The organism is Pseudomonas schmalbachii (genome assembly GCF_017589465.1).
GTDB classification, from domain to species: Bacteria; Pseudomonadota; Gammaproteobacteria; order Pseudomonadales; family Pseudomonadaceae; genus Pseudomonas; species Pseudomonas schmalbachii.
On record NZ_JAELYA010000003.1, the window covers coordinates 58567 to 75402 of the forward strand.

12 protein-coding genes are annotated in these 16836 nt (G+C 66.9%); all 12 read right to left on the reverse strand.

Going from position 1 to position 16836, the window contains the following annotated elements; translation table 11 throughout:
* Window positions 1-29: 29 nt before the first annotated feature.
* The 12 genes from JFY56_RS09280 to mnxG all read right to left on the reverse strand — a co-directional run bounded on the left by JFY56_RS09280 (window position 30) and on the right by mnxG (window position 16790).
* Window positions 30-572: a hypothetical protein gene (locus tag JFY56_RS09280; RefSeq protein WP_208313364.1), complete on the reverse strand. Its 543-nt coding sequence runs from the start codon at window positions 570-572 to the stop codon at window positions 30-32.
* Window positions 572-1120: a GspMb/PilO family protein gene (locus JFY56_RS09285; RefSeq protein ID WP_208313366.1), complete on the reverse strand. Its 549-nt coding sequence runs from the start codon at window positions 1118-1120 to the stop codon at window positions 572-574. The genes JFY56_RS09280 and JFY56_RS09285 overlap by 1 nt, the downstream gene beginning before the upstream one ends.
* Window positions 1107-1652 (reverse strand): pilus assembly protein, encoded by a 546-nt coding sequence (locus tag JFY56_RS09290; RefSeq protein ID WP_208313369.1) that lies wholly within the window; start codon window positions 1650-1652, stop codon window positions 1107-1109. Before JFY56_RS09290 ends, JFY56_RS09285 begins: the two co-directional genes overlap by 14 nt.
* Before the next feature lies 1 nt (window position 1653).
* Window positions 1654-2466 (reverse strand): hypothetical protein, encoded by an 813-nt coding sequence (locus JFY56_RS09295; RefSeq protein WP_208313371.1) that lies wholly within the window; start codon window positions 2464-2466, stop codon window positions 1654-1656.
* Window positions 2447-4165, reverse strand: coding sequence for a GspE/PulE family protein (locus JFY56_RS09300; RefSeq protein ID WP_208313372.1), 1719 nt, complete (start codon window positions 4163-4165; stop codon window positions 2447-2449). The genes JFY56_RS09295 and JFY56_RS09300 overlap by 20 nt, the downstream gene beginning before the upstream one ends.
* A gap of 65 nt (window positions 4166-4230) precedes the next feature.
* A complete protein-coding gene (locus JFY56_RS09305; RefSeq protein WP_208313374.1) occupies window positions 4231-4794 on the reverse strand; it encodes a response regulator in 564 nt (187 codons plus the stop codon).
* 230 nt (window positions 4795-5024) lie between these two features.
* Complete coding sequence (locus tag JFY56_RS09310) at window positions 5025-5972, reverse strand: peptidylprolyl isomerase (RefSeq protein ID WP_208313376.1); 948 nt, start codon at window positions 5970-5972, stop codon at window positions 5025-5027.
* Window positions 5973-5988: 16 nt separating this feature from the next.
* On the reverse strand, window positions 5989-7548 hold the full coding sequence (locus JFY56_RS09315; protein ID WP_208313378.1) for a cytochrome c/ABC transporter substrate-binding protein: 1560 nt from the start codon (window positions 7546-7548) through the stop codon (window positions 5989-5991).
* Window positions 7549-7550: 2 nt separating this feature from the next.
* Window positions 7551-8204, reverse strand: coding sequence for an SCO family protein (locus JFY56_RS09320; RefSeq protein ID WP_236032518.1), 654 nt, complete (start codon window positions 8202-8204; stop codon window positions 7551-7553).
* Window positions 8204-8872, reverse strand: a complete 669-nt coding sequence (locus tag JFY56_RS09325; RefSeq protein WP_236032519.1) for an SCO family protein — start codon at window positions 8870-8872, stop codon at window positions 8204-8206. The genes JFY56_RS09320 and JFY56_RS09325 overlap by 1 nt, the downstream gene beginning before the upstream one ends.
* 43 nt (window positions 8873-8915) lie before the next feature.
* Complete coding sequence (locus JFY56_RS09330; protein WP_328824846.1) at window positions 8916-10892, reverse strand: cytochrome D1 domain-containing protein; 1977 nt, start codon at window positions 10890-10892, stop codon at window positions 8916-8918.
* A 105-nt stretch (window positions 10893-10997) separates the two neighbouring features.
* Window positions 10998-16790 carry a manganese-oxidizing multicopper oxidase MnxG gene (mnxG, locus tag JFY56_RS09335; protein ID WP_208313743.1) on the reverse strand — a complete coding sequence of 1931 codons (5793 nt, stop codon included), beginning with the start codon at window positions 16788-16790 and terminating at the stop codon, window positions 10998-11000.
* Between the last annotated feature and the right edge of the window lie 46 nt (window positions 16791-16836).

The following is a 16836-nucleotide window of genomic DNA, read 5'->3' on the forward strand; positions in this document are numbered from 1 at the left end:
ATTCGCTAGACGAAATCGGGTAACCGGCATCATGGCGCACTCCCTACGGCCAGTGACTGGGATTGGTGCAACGGCAGATAAGTGAACTTCAGCTCCGTCGAAGTGATCCGATCGACCCGGTAGGTGTTGTCGATGACATCCCCGGGGTGAACCGTGTAGACCCGCTCGCCACTCTGCAGAAACACCCGGGTACGCTGGCCATCGCTGAGCCGGCCGATGAACTGGAACGGCAGCGGCGGCGCCATGGGAGGCGGCGCCACCGGCGGCGGTGCCTTGGCGGCGGCCATCTCCGCGGCACTCGGCCGTGGCGGCGCCACCCGCCAGTTCTGCGATGGGAACAGGTCGGCCTTCATCGGGTTGGTGGCACTTTGCCGGGCCGCTGCAGCCGGTGCATTGGCCGAAGTGACGGGCTGCCCGGCGGCAGCCGGGCGGGCTGTTTCGGACGCTGTACGACCGGCCACCTGCACCGTCGGTGCGGCGTCCTCGTCGGGGAAGAAGTATTCCGGGATCAGCGCGAGCGCGGCGGCCCCGCCGAGAAAGACCAGCCAGAAGGTACGGCGACGGGCGTTCATCATGACCTCGACAGATAAAGGGTCATGCGGATGCGCCCGGTCAGCTCTGTGTCGGCAATCCGCTTGCGTTGCAGGTCCACGTCTTCGAGCACCACCGCCGGCAGCTCGTTGACCAGCGCGTGCATGAAGCGCCGCAGTTGCGGGTAGCTGCCGCGCACCGGCAGGAGGATCTGGTAGCGCGCCAGACGGGTCTTCGGATCGGTGCCGAGGGAATATTCGCCGCGCGCCAGGGTGATGCGTTCCTGCGCGGCCAGTTCGTAGATGCGGTCGATCGCCGTGGTGGCGTCCAGTTGCGCCGGCAGCTTGCGGCGGAAGTCGTCGAGCTGCTTGCCCGGCACTTCCGGCGGCGCGACGCTGCCGCTTTCCACCTGCTGCAGGTATTCGCCGGCCTCGCGGCTGCGCTGCTCGGCGCTTCTCAGCTCCTGCCAGGCGGGGACCAGCGCCAGCGCGGCATAACCCAGCGCCAGCACCGCCACGCCGATGGCGGCCATTCCCGGCCACCCCAGGCGCTGCAACTGCTCGTGAACGATCAGCCTAGGGATTCGCATCGCCCACCTCCCAGGTGGCCAGCAGGTTGAAGAGCACCGGACGCTCCGGCACTTTCGCCATCACTTCGTGGTTCTGCAGCGATACGTCGACCAGCACGCCGCTTTCCTCCAGGGCGCGGTGGAAGGCCAGCATGGATTCCAGGTTGCGCGCCTCGGCGGTGACCCGCAGTTGCCCCTTGCGCGCATCCGGGGTCAGCGAAAGCAGCGCGATATCCTTGCGCGGCAGGGTTTCAAGGGTGTTGAACAGGCGTTCCCAGGGGCGCCGCAGCTGCGCCGAGATACGCCGCATCTCCGCCAGGTTGACCTGCTGCTCGCGTTGTTCCGCCGGCGACAACGACGATTGCCGCGTATCGCTCACTCCCAGTTGGCCCTGGGCCTGCTGCAACTGGGCGAGGCGCTCGGCGGTCTGCTTCTCGATCCAGTGGTGCGTCCCCAGCACCGCCGCCCCCAGCAGCAGCGCGCCAGCCAGCAGCCCCCAGGCAAGCGGGCCGCCCTGCCGGCGCGGTTGGAAATCCAGATCGATCTGGCGCATGTCAGTTCACCGCCATGGCCATGCTGTACAGCACATCCCGCACACCCGGGTGCGGGAGCTCCAGCGATAGCACCTCCACGTCGGCCAGTTGCGGCGTGTCGTCGACTCGTCCCGGCGCATGCAGATACACCGGCAGCGCCACGGCGCCCTCCTCGTCGGCGCGCAGCTCGCATTCGCGGGCGATCAGCTCGCCCAGCGCCTCGTCGGAATCGGCGACCCCCAGCGAACGCACGGCGCCCCAGCGGTTGTCGGTGGACAGCAGCAGCGTACTGCGCGCCGGCTCGGCGACCACGAACAGGTAATCCTTCTGCGGCATCGACCTGGCGAAGCGGTTGAACGCCGTCATCAGGTACGGCTGCACGCTGCCCAGGCGCACCCCGAGGTTCGTCGCCAGGGCCCGCAGGGCGCCCAGCAGCTCTTCCGGCAGGCCGGCGGCGAGGCGCGGCTGCCCCGCCGCTTCCGGCGAGATGCACAGCGACCAGGATTCTTCGGACTGCCCGTAGACTTCCTCGAAGCAGAAGCGCGCGTACTCCTGCAGCTCGGACGGCGCGACGATCTGCTCGCTCCAGGGCACCAGGCAGAAGCGGCAGTAGTGGCTGGACAGCAGCACGCAGAGTTCGGCGCGTCCGCGTACGTGCTCGCGCAACATGCGTTCGAGGGTGTCGATGGCCAGCGGCCAGGACGGGAAGCGTTCGCCGATGAAACTGACGCTGCCTAGCCAGTCACGGCCCTTGCCGTTACCACCCTGACGAGACAAACCAACCGCGGAACCCCCAAGAACTGCCACAAATCGGTCATGAGACAAAAGTGACACGGTTGATTTCCTCCAAGGTGGTACGTCCATCGCGCACCAGCTCCAGGGCGGAGCTGCGCAGCAGCTTCAGACCGCGGCGGCAGGCAACTTCCTTGATCCGCGATATGGGCTGGCGTTCGATGATCATCTGGCGGATTTCGTCATCAAGCTGCAGCAGTTCGGCGATCGCCGTCCGGCCGCGATATCCACTCCCCCGGCAGCGCCCGCAACCGGCGCCGTGTACGAAGTGATAGTCGCCAACCGCGTCCGGGTCCAGTCCGGAGGCACGCAGTTCTTCCTCGGTTGGCTTCACAGGGGTGGCGCAGGTCGTGCAGACCAGGCGAATCAGGCGCTGGGCGAGCACGGCGTTGAGCGCGGAAACGAAGCTGTACGGGTCGACCTCCATCTGGGTGAAGCGGCCGATCACGTCGAACACGTTGTTGGCGTGGATGGTGGTGAACACCAGGTGGCCGGTGAGCGCCGACTGCACGGCGATCTGCGCGGTTTCCGGGTCGCGGATCTCGCCGACCATGATCTTGTCCGGGTCGTGGCGCAGGATCGAGCGCAGGCCGCGGGCGAAGGTCAGGCCCTTCTTCTCGTTGACCGGGATCTGCAGCACGCCGGGGAGCTGGTATTCCACCGGGTCTTCGATGGTGATGATCTTGTCCACGCCGTGGTTGATCTCGGTGATCATGGCGTAGAGCGTGGTGGTCTTGCCGCTGCCGGTCGGACCGGTCACCAGCACCATGCCGTAGGGTTCGGCGGCCAGCCTGCGCAGGTTGCGCAGGGCCTTTTCCTCGAAGCCGAGCGCTTCCAGGCGCACGCCGTGCACACGGTCGGCCAGGTCCTGCTTGTCCAGCACGCGCAGTACCGCGTCCTCGCCGAAGATGCTCGGCATGATCGATACGCGGAAATCGATCTGCCGGCCGTTGATGCCGATCTTGAAGCGGCCGTCCTGCGGCACGCGCTTCTCGCTGATGTCCAGTTCGGCCATGACCTTGACCCGCGAGATCACCTGCTCGGCGAGGTCGCTGCCCTGGACCTTGCTGATGCTGTTGAGCACGCCGTCGATGCGGTACTTGATCACCAGGCCGCTGCCGGTGGTGCCCAGGTGGATGTCGCTGGCGTGCATCTTCAACGCGTCGTAGAGCGTCGAGTTGACCAGCTTGACCACCACGCTGGAGTCTTCGCTGATGCTGGTCAGCGACAGGGTTTCGAAATGGTCGATCTCTACCGCGCCGGCCGCGTCGGCATTCAGCGCGTCCACCGCGTGGAAGCTTTCCTCGTGCCGCGCCAGATAGGCCTTGAGGTCGGCGGCATGGGTCAGGTACAGCGGCGCGCCGCGCAGGTACTGGTCGATCCAGGCGATACGCGCGCCGTCGAAGGGATCGGCGAACACCCCGACCAGTTCCTGGCCGAGCCGCAGCATGACGAATTCGCGCTTGAGCGCCTGGGCCAGGGTGACTCGGTCGAACACCGGGGCGCAGGCGAACAGGGTTTCGCTGTCGAGTACCGGATAGTGAAGGGTGGCGCCAAGGCTGGAAACGAAGGCCGGGGGCTCCATGCCGGAAAGCGCTTCCAGCGCTTCCAGCGTACGTTCGCCCTGACTTTCGGCGCGCTCGCGCGCGCTACGCAGGAGTGTGGCGGGGAGTCGTGGCACCGGTTCCTTCGGCGCCGCGGCGACCGCAAGCCGCCCTACCGCTAGGGAAATTCTGTCCATGGAAGCCCTCCGCTATCCCTGGGGTGATATCCGGTGCCACAACCTGGCCCAGCACGCCGGATACCTCAGTTATTATAGTTGTGACCCTTTTCCCCATCAGGCCGCCGATCCCCGTCATCGCTCTCGTCATCCGGTTCCGAACGCCGGCGATCCGTGAGCACCCAACTGCCGTCGTAGAGGCGCAAGGGGAAACTGTCCGCTGTTCGCTTGCGACGCTCTACGAAGCCCTCGGCCTGTACTTCTCCCTCTACCGCATCCGGTGTGTCGTTCCGTTTGTCCAGCAGCTTCTCCACGACCCCAGCCAGTTCTCCCAGGGGGAACGGCTTGAACAGGATGTGGCCGATACCCAGCTGCACCGCACGTTCACAAACCTCGTTGGTCGGATGACCGGTCATCAGCACGAAGTGGCATTCCCTCTCCTTGCGGATGGCGTCGAGTACTTCGAACCCTTCCATGTCGGGCAAACGGTAATCGAGCACTACCACCGCCGCCGCGAAATCCCTGGCTGCGCGTATGGCATTCCCGCCATCAAAGGCGATCTGAACCTCCATGCCTTTCGCCTCGAGGTAGGCCCCGAGGTTCCGGGCAAGGATCTGTTCATCCTCGATAACCAGAATCTTGTTCCTCAAGGTGGACTCCTTTTCTGGGTAGATCCAGCTTCCCGGCCTGGGAGCACCAGCCTCACACGGACTCATGCACTCCCCATACCAATTGGCCGATCAGCCTCCCGTTGCTCTATCCCGCCGGTTTCAGCCAGAAATCCGCGAGCCCCAGGACCGGTTTTCCCCACTTTCGAGGGAAACCCACCGGTCATTCCCCAATCCGAATTCCCCGCAATCGGGGAATTTCACCCAATCCGTCATTGCCCCCGCGCCAGCTCGACCTTGCCTTCCTCGCGCAGCCGCTTCAGCGCGTCCGTCCCGGCCTGTCGCTGCGCCTGTGCGACCAGGTAGCGGCGCGCCAGCTCCAGGCCCTCGCTCTCGGCGATAGGCTCGGCCGGCTTGCGCTCCTCCAGTTCGATCAGGTGCCAGCCGTACACGGTCCGCACCGGCGCGCTCAGTTCGCCCGGCTGCAGCGCGAAGGCAGCCTCCTCGAACGGCTTCTGCATGTCGCCGCGGGCGAACCAGCCCAGTTCGCCTCCCGCCGAAGCGCTGGAGTCCTGCGAATGCTCCCGCGCCTGCTCGGCGAAATCGGCGCCGCCGCGAATCTTCTCGCGCAGCCCGGCGATGCGTTTCTCCACCGCGGCCTCGTCCTGGCCGGGTTCGATCTTCAGCAGGATGTGCCGCGCCCGCAGCTGTTCAGGACGCTGCAGCTGCGCGCGATTCTCCTCGTAGAGCTGGCGCACTTCCGCGTCGCCGGGCTCCCTCGGCTTGCTGAGCTCGACGAACATCCGCTGCGCGGCATATTCGTGGCGCAGATATTCCGTATAGCTCGCTTCGTCGAATCCGTCCTCGGCGAGGCGTCGGGAGAAGTCCTCGGGCGTCTTGAACTTCCCGCGCAGGCTGGCGAGCTGTTCCTGCACGGCGTCCTCATTGACCTCCACGCCCTGGCGCTGGGCGGCCTGCCAGAGCAGCTCCTTGTCGATCAGGTCGTCCAGCGCTTCCCGGCGCAGGCGCTTGTACAGTTTGGGGTTGCGGATGGCGCCGATGCTGCGCCCCTGGGAGGTAAGGAAGTCGGAGAAATAGCGCTCGAAGCGGAACGAATCGATCTCCACGCCATTCACCCGCGCCACGGCGGGGCCGTCGCCATTGGCGTACAGCGCAACGCAGGACAACAGAATCCCGGTGAATAGACGTCCCTGTTTCATCCCCGCCTCCAACTCCCTAGTAGGGAGTGTCCAGCTTCATCAACGGCCCGACCGGACGGAAACGCTGCTCCGCCAGGTCGACTTCCACCACATGCGCGCCTTCCAGGCCGACCCGCTGCCCCGGGCCGAAGCCCAGTTGCGGAGTCAGTCCGGTATCGATGCCCTGCAGGCCCTCCAGGGCGCGCACCAGTTTTTCCCGGCTGAGCTCGCGTCCCGCGCGCTTCAGCCCCTCGCTCAGCAGCAGCAGCGAGCAATAGCTGGCCACCTGCATGACAGCGTAGCGGCTGTCCAGGCCGCTGCGCTGGCGGATCGTCTGCAGCGCGGCGGCGCCGTCGGCGGTCCAGTCGTCGGGCAGGAACGGATAGGCCAGGTACAGGTGCCCGTTGAAGCGCTCCGGCAGCCGGCCGAGGGCGCTGGCGACCTGGGTGGAGGCGGCGAACAGATACGGCGTCTGCCCAGCCGCGCGGAAGCTTTCGGCCAACGCGCTGAAATCCGTGCCGTTGCCGAGGAAGAACACCGACTCGGATGCTGCCTGCGCCAGTTCGTCGGTCGGCTCGCCGGGCTGGTAGCCCTGCAGCCGCACATTGCTCCAGCCCTGGCCGCGCAGGCGTCCGGCGAGGTTCTTCGCCAGGCTTTCCTGCGGATTTCCCAGCGGATAGGCGACCAGCGCATCGCCGCCGTAGCGCATCAGGTCGGCCGAGGCGAAGTTGCCCAGCACCAGCAGCTGTTCGCGCACGCCGGGCAGCGGTTCGAAGATCATCGGGCTGTCGGCGAGGCCGCCGAACATCGACAGCCCGCCAAGCAGCGGCACCTTGCGCTCTTCCAGCACGGGAGCGAGCCCGTCGCCCAGCGCCGGCGCCAGCGGCGCGATCAGGGCGAACACCCGGTCGTCGTCGAGCAACCCGCGCAGGGCCTGCTCGGCGCTCTCGCGGTCGGCGCCGGGATCGACCACCAGCAACTGCAGGCGCCGGCCGTGGATGCCGCCGGCCTCGTTGATGGCCTCGATGCCGCCGTCGAGCACGCCCTTCACCGTCCGCGCCATCGCCGCCAGCGGCCCGTCGGAAGGCAGCAGCGTGCCGATGCGCAGGGTGCTCGCCTCCACGCCGGGGTCGCGCAGTTCCTCCAGGCGCTTGAGATAGGCGATCAGGTTGTTGCGGTCGACCTGGGACAGCACGAAGCGCGGCATCGCCGGATCGAGCGGGTTGCCGCCCGGATCGACGCCCTCGTCCACCGCGCGGCCGAAGGAGGCCGCGTCATAGGCCGGATAGGAGCGCCCGTTGGCCAGGGTCTGGCCGTAGGGCGTGGTCAGGCGTTGCCAGGTGATGTCCGGCGGCTGCGTACCGCCTTCCGGGCGGCCGCGACCGTCGTTGCCGTGGCAACCGGCGCACGGCACCGCGCTGGCCGACAAGAGCATGCCGGCCGGACCGACCCGCGCGGTGATGTCGTCCCCGCTGGCCGACAGCCCTTCCTGGAACAGCCGCTGGCCGGCGACTTCCGCGGGACTCAGCTCGATGGCCGCCAGAGGGCCGGCACAGGCCAGCCAGGCGCCCAACAGCAGCGCTACGCGGCGCAGCATGGTCAGCGTCCGGCTACGGGCAGGGACAGTAGCTGCAGGCGTTGGGCGATGGCGGCCGGCGGCGAGTCGGGACGCACCTTGCTCCAGCGCTTGTTGGCCACATCACCGACGATGATCAGCGTCGAGTGCTGTTCCGGGCTGGGTGCCAGTTGTCCGAGACGCGCCAGCACCAGGTCCACCGATGCCTTGTCGCCGGTGAGGAAGATCCAGTTCGGGTCGTCCGCGCCGTTCTTCGCGGCGAACTCCTTGAGTTTCTCCGGCGTGTCGGCAATCGGATCGATGCTCAGGGAGATGAAATGGATCTGCTTGGCCGAGTCACCCAGCGCGGTACGCACTTCCTTGAGCTTGCGGGTGATCAGCGGGCAGGCGTCGCCGCAGGAGGTGAACACCACGTTGAGCAGCACCACGCGGTCCTTCAGCACGTCGCTGTAGAAGCGCTGCTGCCTGCCGTTCTGGTCGAGCAGCACGGTGTCGGTGAAATAGGTCTGCGAATCGCGGGTCGCCGCGCCGGGCTGGCCGGGCGGAACGCTCAGGTTGGCGGGTTTGCCGTCCGCTGCGTCGCCGTTGCCGTCGTGTTCCTTGTGACCTTCGTGGGCGATGGCGCTACCGGCGAGCAGGAAAAGACCCATGGCCAGGGTTTGCAGGGGCGAGTTCATCATTGACCCTCCCCGCTGACGGCAGTCACGCCGGCCGCCTTGAGGCCGCGCAGGGCTTCCAGCTCCTTGACCTTGGCGACCAGCATCGACGGATCGGTGAAGCCGTAGAAGCGCGTCCAGTGCTGGCTGTTGCCGTCGCCGACCATGATCAGCGGCGGGTGGTTCTCGAAGTCGGCCGTCCAGGTGCCGAGCCCCCGGAGGGTTTCCTCGATGGCCGGCTGGCTGCCGGTGACCCAGCTCCAGCCCGGCCCCGGCTGGTAGCGCTGCGAGTAGGAGAGCAGGCGCGCCGGTGTGTCGCGCTGCGGATCGACGCTGATCGACACCAGGCTGACGTCGCTGCCGACGCTGCTGCCGAGATCCTTCTGCACCTTGCTCATGATCGACGACACCAGCGGGCAGACGGTGTTGCAGCTGGTGTAGACGAAGCCCATGACCACGATCCGGTCGCTGACCAGGTCCGGCTTGAGGTGGACCTCCCTGCCCTTCTGGTCGAGCAGCGGCACGTCGGCGAACTTCACTTCGCTGGCTTCCTGATGCTTCATCCCTGTCATTTCAGCCACTGCCGCCTTGTGCCCGGCATGCTCGCCGACCGAGTGGGCATATCCGTTCCCACTCAACGCCAGCAAGCCCAGCAAGGACACTGCAATGCCCTCGGGAAACTTCTTCATGGCCTTCTCCTTGACTCGCATTCTTCGTCTCTGAAGAGTTCGCTCAACGGACCAGCCCGGTTGCCACCGACTGCTCCGGCACCACACGCAGGCTGGCGAAGGTCTGTTCCTTCGGCCCCAGTCCGAGTGACTGCGAACGTACATGCAAGTAGTAGGCCCCTGTCTCGGCGAACGTCAGCGAAGCCTCGTAGACGCCGTCGCCCACCTCTTTCGCCGGCACTTCCCGCGGGCGCGACGAGGGCGCCATGAAGTAGCGCAGGCGTAGGTCGGTTACCCCGGTTTTGGGGATATCCCCCCGCCCCTGGACAATCCGGAAGCGCACCGGCACCTCGGTCCCCACCTTCACCACCGGCCGGTCGAGCATGAACTTGATCCGCGCCGCGCCCAGGCGCTGTTCGAGGCTGGGGTCGACCTTCACGTCGGTGGCGAAGCAGTGGACGATCTGCGGCTGGTTGAGGATGAACGCCACGTCGAAGCGGCCGGCGGCCGGCAGCTTGACCCGCGCGCTGTACACGCCGGGCTGGATCTCCTTCAGGCTGTGGTCGATCAGCCGCGCGCCGCGCGGGGCGTTGCCACGGTTGGGGTAGCCGGACATCGGCGCGTTCATGCCTTCGGCGTAGTAGTAGGTGGTGTTGTCCACCGGGTTGACCACGAACACCGACTCGTCGTCGCGGCCCACCGACAGGCCGTCCGCCAGCGGCAGGTTGCCGGCCGCGCGCGGTGCCGCCGAACCGGCTTCGAAGGACTGCTGGATCGGCTTCTTGCCTTTGCCGAGGGACGACAGGTTGATCATGCTCACCTTCGGCGAGGCCAGCCCGCGGATGAACGCGTAGCCACGGGTGAACACCAACTGGTACGGCTCGGCGGCGACCTCCAGGCTATGGATGAACTCGTCGCTGCCGGCGTCGATCACTTCGGCGCGGTTTTCCAGGGTGTTCAGCACGATGCCGAAGCGGCCATCGCGGCTGAAACGCATCGGCCCCAGTCCGGCTTTGGACGTGATGGTCTTGCGCAGTTCCAGGCTTTTGGCGTCGATCACGCTGACGCTGCCGTCATTGCCATCGGCCACGTACACCGCATCCGACAGCGGGGAATAGGCCACCGAAAGCGGGTGCGTGCCGGTCTTCACGGTTTTCAGCAGCTTGCGGGTGGCGACCTCGTAGACGCTCAGGGTGCCGCTGTCGCGGTTGCTGACGAAGGCCCGGCGCGAGTCGCCGCTGAAGGCGATCTCGTGGTGGCCGGCGCCGCTCTGCAGGAAGCCGACGACCTTGAGGTTCTCGGTGTCGATCACCGTCACCCCGCTCTTGCCCTCCTCGCTGGCGTTGTTGCCGACCCACAGGTAGCGCTGGTCCGGCTGCAGGACCATGCGTACCGGGTTGCGGCCGGCGTCGAGGGTGGTCACCACCTGGAATTTCTCGGTGTCGACGACGGCGATCTGGTTGATGTCCGGCATGCTGACGAACACCCGCTTGCTGTCGGAGGTGCCGGCCCAGTCCATCGGCACGCCCTTCAGGCGGATGCTGGTCATGGTGCTGGAGGTGCCGCCGACCAGCACGGTGGGGTCGATCACCGTCAGGCTGGCGTCCTTGTTCAGCACCAGCAGGTAGTAGCTGTTCAGGTCCAGCACCGGGCGCAGGCCGATGCTGTTCTTCAGGTAGAGGGCGGTCCGGCTGCGGCATTCCTTGTCGCTGTCTTCCTTCGACAGGCCGGACTTCGCCTGGTCGAGCCAGGCGCCGGGGGTGATGCCCGACAACGGCTGGCCGGAGTTGCTGTCGGTGATGCGGAACTGCACGTCGGCGAACGCGCCTTCGGTGAGCGGGCCGCCATTCAGCGGCTTGGCGTCGAACACCACGGATACGCCGTCGCGCACCAGTTTCTGTTCTCCGGGAGTGGCGGCGGGTTCGGCTGCCGGCGCCGGCTTCCCGGCGTCGGCAGCGCGGCTCTGCCAGTGGATGGCCAGGCCGCCGACGGCAATGCACAGCGCAAGTACGGCAAAGGATCCCTTGAATACGGTGTTCACTGGTGTATCCCTCCATGATCGCCCGCCCCTTGCGAGCGTCTCGCGACTACCGGAAGGCCGCCGGGGTTTCCGGCGGCCTTCCGCACCTATTCCCTCACTCGATCGCTACGGCTGCTCCGGCTCGTCGGTCACCCGCAGGATGCCCCACAGGCCGGCCAGGTTGCCAAATCCACCATAGTCGCGGAACAGATAATCGCCAGGGATCGCGTTGGCGCCGCCCGCGCTGGGGAACATCATGCTGAAGTGCGAGGCCGGCAGGATGCCCTCCTGGGCACCGATGTACATCGCCATCGGGTTCCAGCCGAAGCGCACCGAGGCCACGCCCCAACTCGGCATCGGGTAGCTGCCCGGGTCGAGCTTCTCGGGTTGGAACGGGTTGAACGCCCAGACGTGGCCGCCGAGCTGGAACACCGAACCACGGTTGCTGCCGGTGGCCATCAGCACATGGGTGCGGAACGGCTGGCCGGGTTTGACCCGCAGGATCGGCGTCACCGGATCGCCGCCCACCAGTGCATTGCTGTGCGCCATGTGCGCGTTGGCGATGTCGCCGAGGCCGAAGCCCTGGGCGCGGCCGAACGGCGCATCCGGGGCGTAGCCGAAGCGATACCACAGCGGCTCGGACTTGTAGTTGATGGCCATGCCCGAGTTGTCCTGGGCGTCGTTGATCATGCCGCCGCCTTCGGCCGCGATGTTTTCCACCGGGGTGCCGTTGGCCCAGCGCATGTTCAGCGACTTGTTCCAGACCATGGCGAAGTCGCGATACGGCACGGCCGGCGCCAGCGGGGTCACCGTGGCGTTGGCGCGGGACTTGGCGTCCTCGGTCCAGGTGGAACCGATCGGATGCACCACCATCGCACCCGCCAGGCCTTTCTGCGGCTGCTTGATGATGTCCGCCGGGGTCAGGTTGAGGCCGCCGAACTCGATCGGGGTCGCGCTGATGTTGTCCACCGTGCGGCCGAGCTGGGTGACCGGCTTGCCTTCGCGCTCCAGATGGCCCGCGTAGTACTGGTAGGTCTTGCTCGGGTACGCGCCGCTGCTGCCGGCACGCGGCGGTACGGTCTGCACGCCGTTGCGGCCGACGTTGGTGCCGTCGGACTTGGTCACGTCGTAGGCCAGCAACTGCGCATGCAGGCCGACGTGGCTGGACGGACGCATCAGGTTGTTGCCGAAGGTGGTGGCGCCGTGCGAGCTGAAGCGGTCGCGCTTGACCACCGAATGCATGGACGCCAGCGTCGGCAGGTCCGGCATCACCAGCGGCAGGCGGTTCTCCAGGGTGACGTTGATGCAGTCACCGGCGGCGGCACGCAGCACCAGCGGCTCGACCGGTACGCCCGCCTTCAGCCTGCCGGTGGCCGGATCGAGGTCGGCCTTGCGCACGTACATGATCGCGGTCGGATCATGCAACGGCCCGGACTGGCCGCCGATGGTGAGCACCTCGCCCTCCTCCGGCTCGACCACGGTCACCTGCGGAATGCTCACCGCGCGCGGGTTGTAGACCAGGGTGCCGCCGTTCGGCTTGAGCGGGCCGCCGACATGCATGTTGGCGTTCAGCGGGTCGCCGATGGTCAGGGCCAGCGGATTGGGCAGGATGTCGTTGGCCAGCGCGGCGACGATCTCGTAGTTGCGCTTGGGCGTCGGACGGGTGCCGATACCGTTCGGGTTGGGAGTGGTACGCGGGCAGATACCGTCGAACGCGGTGGTATTGCGCGCGAAGGCCGGTTTCGGGTTGTTCGGCAGCGCCGCCAGGTCGGGTTGCGACGCGGTGTAGTTGCGCATCACACCCCACATGCCGTTCCAGTAGCCATCCAGCGAGGCGTCCATGGAGTACAGGTAGTCGGCGGTTTCGCTCGCCGCGCTGGACAGCATCGACACCGGGGTGACGAAGCCGAACTGCTCGGAGATGCCGACCAGCTGCGCGGAACGCCAGCCGGAGTTGGAGGTGGCGCCGAAACCGGTGCCGGAGTGCGCCCACTTCACGCCATGCAGGGTGACGTTGTGCTCCTCCTCGTAGCCGCCGGCGTTGACCCGCAGGCGCACGTTGTCGCCGGTGTAGGTACGCAGCATCGGGGTGAACGGATCGCCCGGCTCGTCGCCCTTGTTGATGTGCGGCGGGAACAGGGTGACGCCACCGGTCGGGCCGGTCGCCGAGGCGACTTCGCTCGGACGCAGGTTCAGCGCCGGGATCTTGCGGTCGGTGCGCGACTGGAAGGCGAAGGCCAGGTCGCCGGCATCGCCAGTGGCCTGCATGCCCGCCTTGCCGTCCGGACCGGTCTTCAGCGGATCGAAGATGCGCAGGCCGAGCGGCTCGTTGCGGAAGTTGACGACGAAGATGCCGGGCGATTCCACGTCGGTAGCCTGCGGGCACGGACGGCTCGGGCAACCGGGCTTGATCCCGCCCTGCAGCTCGACGATGGCATCGATCAGGGTGCCCTCGCCATCGCGTACCGGCGGGTTCAGGGCGTAGCGGAAGGTATCGGAAGTCGCCGGGTAAGCCGACGGGTTCGGGATGCCGTCCGGGCCGGCGCCGACGTACACGCCCGCTTCATAGGCATGCACGAAGTCGCTGTACTCCAGGAAGAACTCGCGGAAGCTGTCGTTCTTGCCGTCGCCGTCGAGGTCGCCGGTGCTGATGATCGCCTGCCACGAGGTCGGACCGCCGTCATGCCGGGTGTACAGCGGCTGGCCGGTTTCCGAGTGGGTCCAGGTCGCGCCGGCCGGCTCGGCCAGCACGGTGGCGTACAGCCCCAGTTGCTGGTGGGTGGACGGGCCGAAGTGGTCGTGGGTGAAGATGTTGCCCAGGCCACGGTCGATGCCGCGGGAGTTCACCACCGGGTCGGCGAACCAGCGCTGCATGGCTGTCCGCGCGCCGAGCCAGTCGGCCCGGCCGTACTGGCCGAAGAACGGGTGGCTCTTGGCGTGCGGGCACTCCGCAGTGCCTTCGCGCGGGTCGCCAATCTCGCACTGGTTGTAGTCGCGGATGGCTTCGATGCGTTCCACCACGGTGCCGGGGGAAAGCACGCCGTCCTCGTAGTTCCAGCCGTTGGCCGAACCGTCGGCGGCGACGATGTCCCACTTCGGCAGGTGGATGTGCTGGCCGATCACGTCGGTCGGGGTGCGCACCTGGTAGTCGTCCATTTCATAGTGCGACGGGATCAGGTTGGCCTGCTGGTACATCGCGCAGTCGAAGGTGTTCAGGCGCAGCACCAGCGGCTCCGGCGCCTTCTGCTTGGTGATGGTCGCCCAGGCGTCTTCCCACAGCGCCAAGGAACGGGTCTGCGGATAGTGGTAGCCGACCTTGTTGAACACCGCATCGAACTGGATGTTGGCCGACTTGTAGACGCGCGGGTTGTCGGCGGTGTACTGCGAACCGCCGATGAACGACATGGCGTTCAGGCTTTCGCCGCTGTTGTACACGCCGGGGCCGGCGGCGGTGGTCAGGCGCTTGCCGCGGTCATCCACGCAGGGTTCGTAGAACGGCGCGCCGGCTACCGGCGGAGAGCCATTGGTGCGGAATGCGGCCGACACCGGCTGCTGTCCCGGCAGCAAGGCATAGCTGGGATGCTCCAGCTTGGAGTGGAAGGCCATGGCGGCCTGTTCCACGTCGGTACCTTCCTCCGGCAGGAACACGGCCTTGGCGCGGGTGATGGTCTTGGAGAAGTCCAGCCCGGTGGTTGTGACGTTGGCTTCGCCACCGGCGGACATCCCCTGCAGGGCGTGGCGCGGCAGGCCGCCGTCCCAGCCGGCGACCTGGTTCGGGTCGATGCCCGACCACAGCGGGTTGCCGGAATCGCGCAGATCCTTGGCCTTCTGGTAGTCGAGCATGTCCAGCGGCGGGGTCGGCGGGCGCTGACCGACAGTGCTTTCCATGCCGCCGATCCAGAACGGGAAGCCGGGGTTCTTCAGCACGCCATTGGCGTAGTTTTCCGGGCTGCGGTCGACCAGCGCGACGGAGCCGATGGCACCCATGACGGTTTCGTGATCGTCGTGGGAGGAGTCGTCGTCATCTTCCTCGTCGTCATCGTCATGCCCAGCGACCATGCGCTCGCCGATCTTCGGCACCACGGTGACCTTGCCCGGCATCGGCGCCATGGCCTTGCCCGGCAGCGGAACGATGGCCGGGATCGGCGTACCGGCGATGATCTCGCCGTCCGGCAGCGCGCGGGCGCCGGCAGCCGGCAGGCCGCTGCGCAGGGCAAACGGTTGGCTGTGATAGCTGTCCGCGCCTTCGCCGGAAACCGCCAGCCTGGTGCCTTCCTCGAACACGTCGTGGACCCGCCACATGTTCCACATGCCCTGGGCGAAGTGCGGGTAGAAGTGGCAGTGGTAGATGGCATCGCCGGACACCTTGTTGCGGTTGCCCGAGCCGCCGTTGGCGATCTCATAGGTGTACGACGCACCCGGGCCTATCGCCTGGGCATCCATGTAGTCGGAATTGTCGTCGTTGGGGTTGAACAGCCACTGGTGCGCATGAAGGTGGAACACATGGTGTTCGTGTCCCTGGTGTGTGTTGCGGATCTTGACGAAGTCGCCGATGTAGCTGTGGTTGACGTTGGACGGCTCGGACGGATACAGCGCCATGCTCGCCTTGATGCCAGTCGCTTCTTTCGGCGGAGCCTGCCCCGGCGGGAGACTTTCCAGGCCGACGTTGGCCGGCACATCCACCAGCATCCCGGCATCGCCCACGGTGTGCGCGCTGAGGAAGAACTCCTCGAAGGCGCAGGACAGGCAGTCGTGCATCGGCCCGACGCCGAGGCGGTTGCCGAGGATTTCCGAACCGATGCCGTTCGATCCGTAGTTGATCATGAAGGCATCGCGGCTCGACTCCAGCACATGGCCGAACACCGGGTCGGCCCAGTAGCCGGGGAACGCCTGGGTGACCGCGCTTTCGTCCTGGAACATCACCGAGAAGTCGCGGAACGGCTCCAGCCGGTTGGGCAGCGCCGGGTTGCGCTTGCCGATTTTTTCCAGCGGATAGGTTTCCGGCGGGAAGCTGCCGTCGTCTTTCGGCCCCATGACGATGGCATCGCTGTTGCTGGCGATGATCTCGTTGCCGTTGACCATGTTGATGATCGGCAGGCCGGCCTTGCCTTCAGTGATCCACGGCTCGACCTGTGGATAGCGCGCCTCGTAGTCGATCACCGGGTGACCGGTCGAGGTGCGGCCGGTGGTGGCGAGGCGCATTTCCTCTTCGGTGAGGGTATTGCGATAGGCGCGTGCGGCCTTGGGCAGCACCACGACCTGGGCGTACAGGCCGTTGCCGACGTTGCCCGCACCGCCCTCGCCACCGAAGCTGGTGGCCGGGTTGCCGACGGCGAATGCGCCTTCGTGTTCGGCATAGACGGTGTAGCTGCGGGTAGTGCCGGGCAGCGCGAGGGAGTTGCCGTTGCGGCCGACGTTGCCGGCGACGTCCTCGATGGAGTTGACCGCCTGCATGCCGCTGATATGGAAACCGACATGCCGGTCGGCGACCTGGTCATCGATCTTGAACGGATCGTGGCCCGGCTCGTTCTCCAGCTCGTTCTCTTCGTCCTCTTCCTCGAACCCGCCTTCCGGATGGCCGCTGTTCGGGTTGGCCTGGAAGGCCAGCAGGTTCTGCAGGTTGACGGTCAGGCAGTCACCGGCGGCGACGCGCAGCACCAGGGGACGCGGACGCTTGTCCGGGCGCAGGCTGACCTGGCCGGGAACCGCCGCGCCGCCCATCGACAGCGGCACGCCATTGGCGTCCACCACGTCGCTGCGCAGGGCGTACATCATGCCGTTGGCATTCTGCGCGCCGAGGCGGTTGAACATCAGCGGCTGGTCGAGGGCGACCACGTTGGCGACCAGATTCCGCGCACAACTGGCGGCCGCCTCCGACTCCTCGCTCTCTGTCGCGCCGAACAGCAACGCCAGGGCCATCAGCCCGGTACCGCTCCAGCGGCCCCGAACCCGGCCCCAGCCTGAT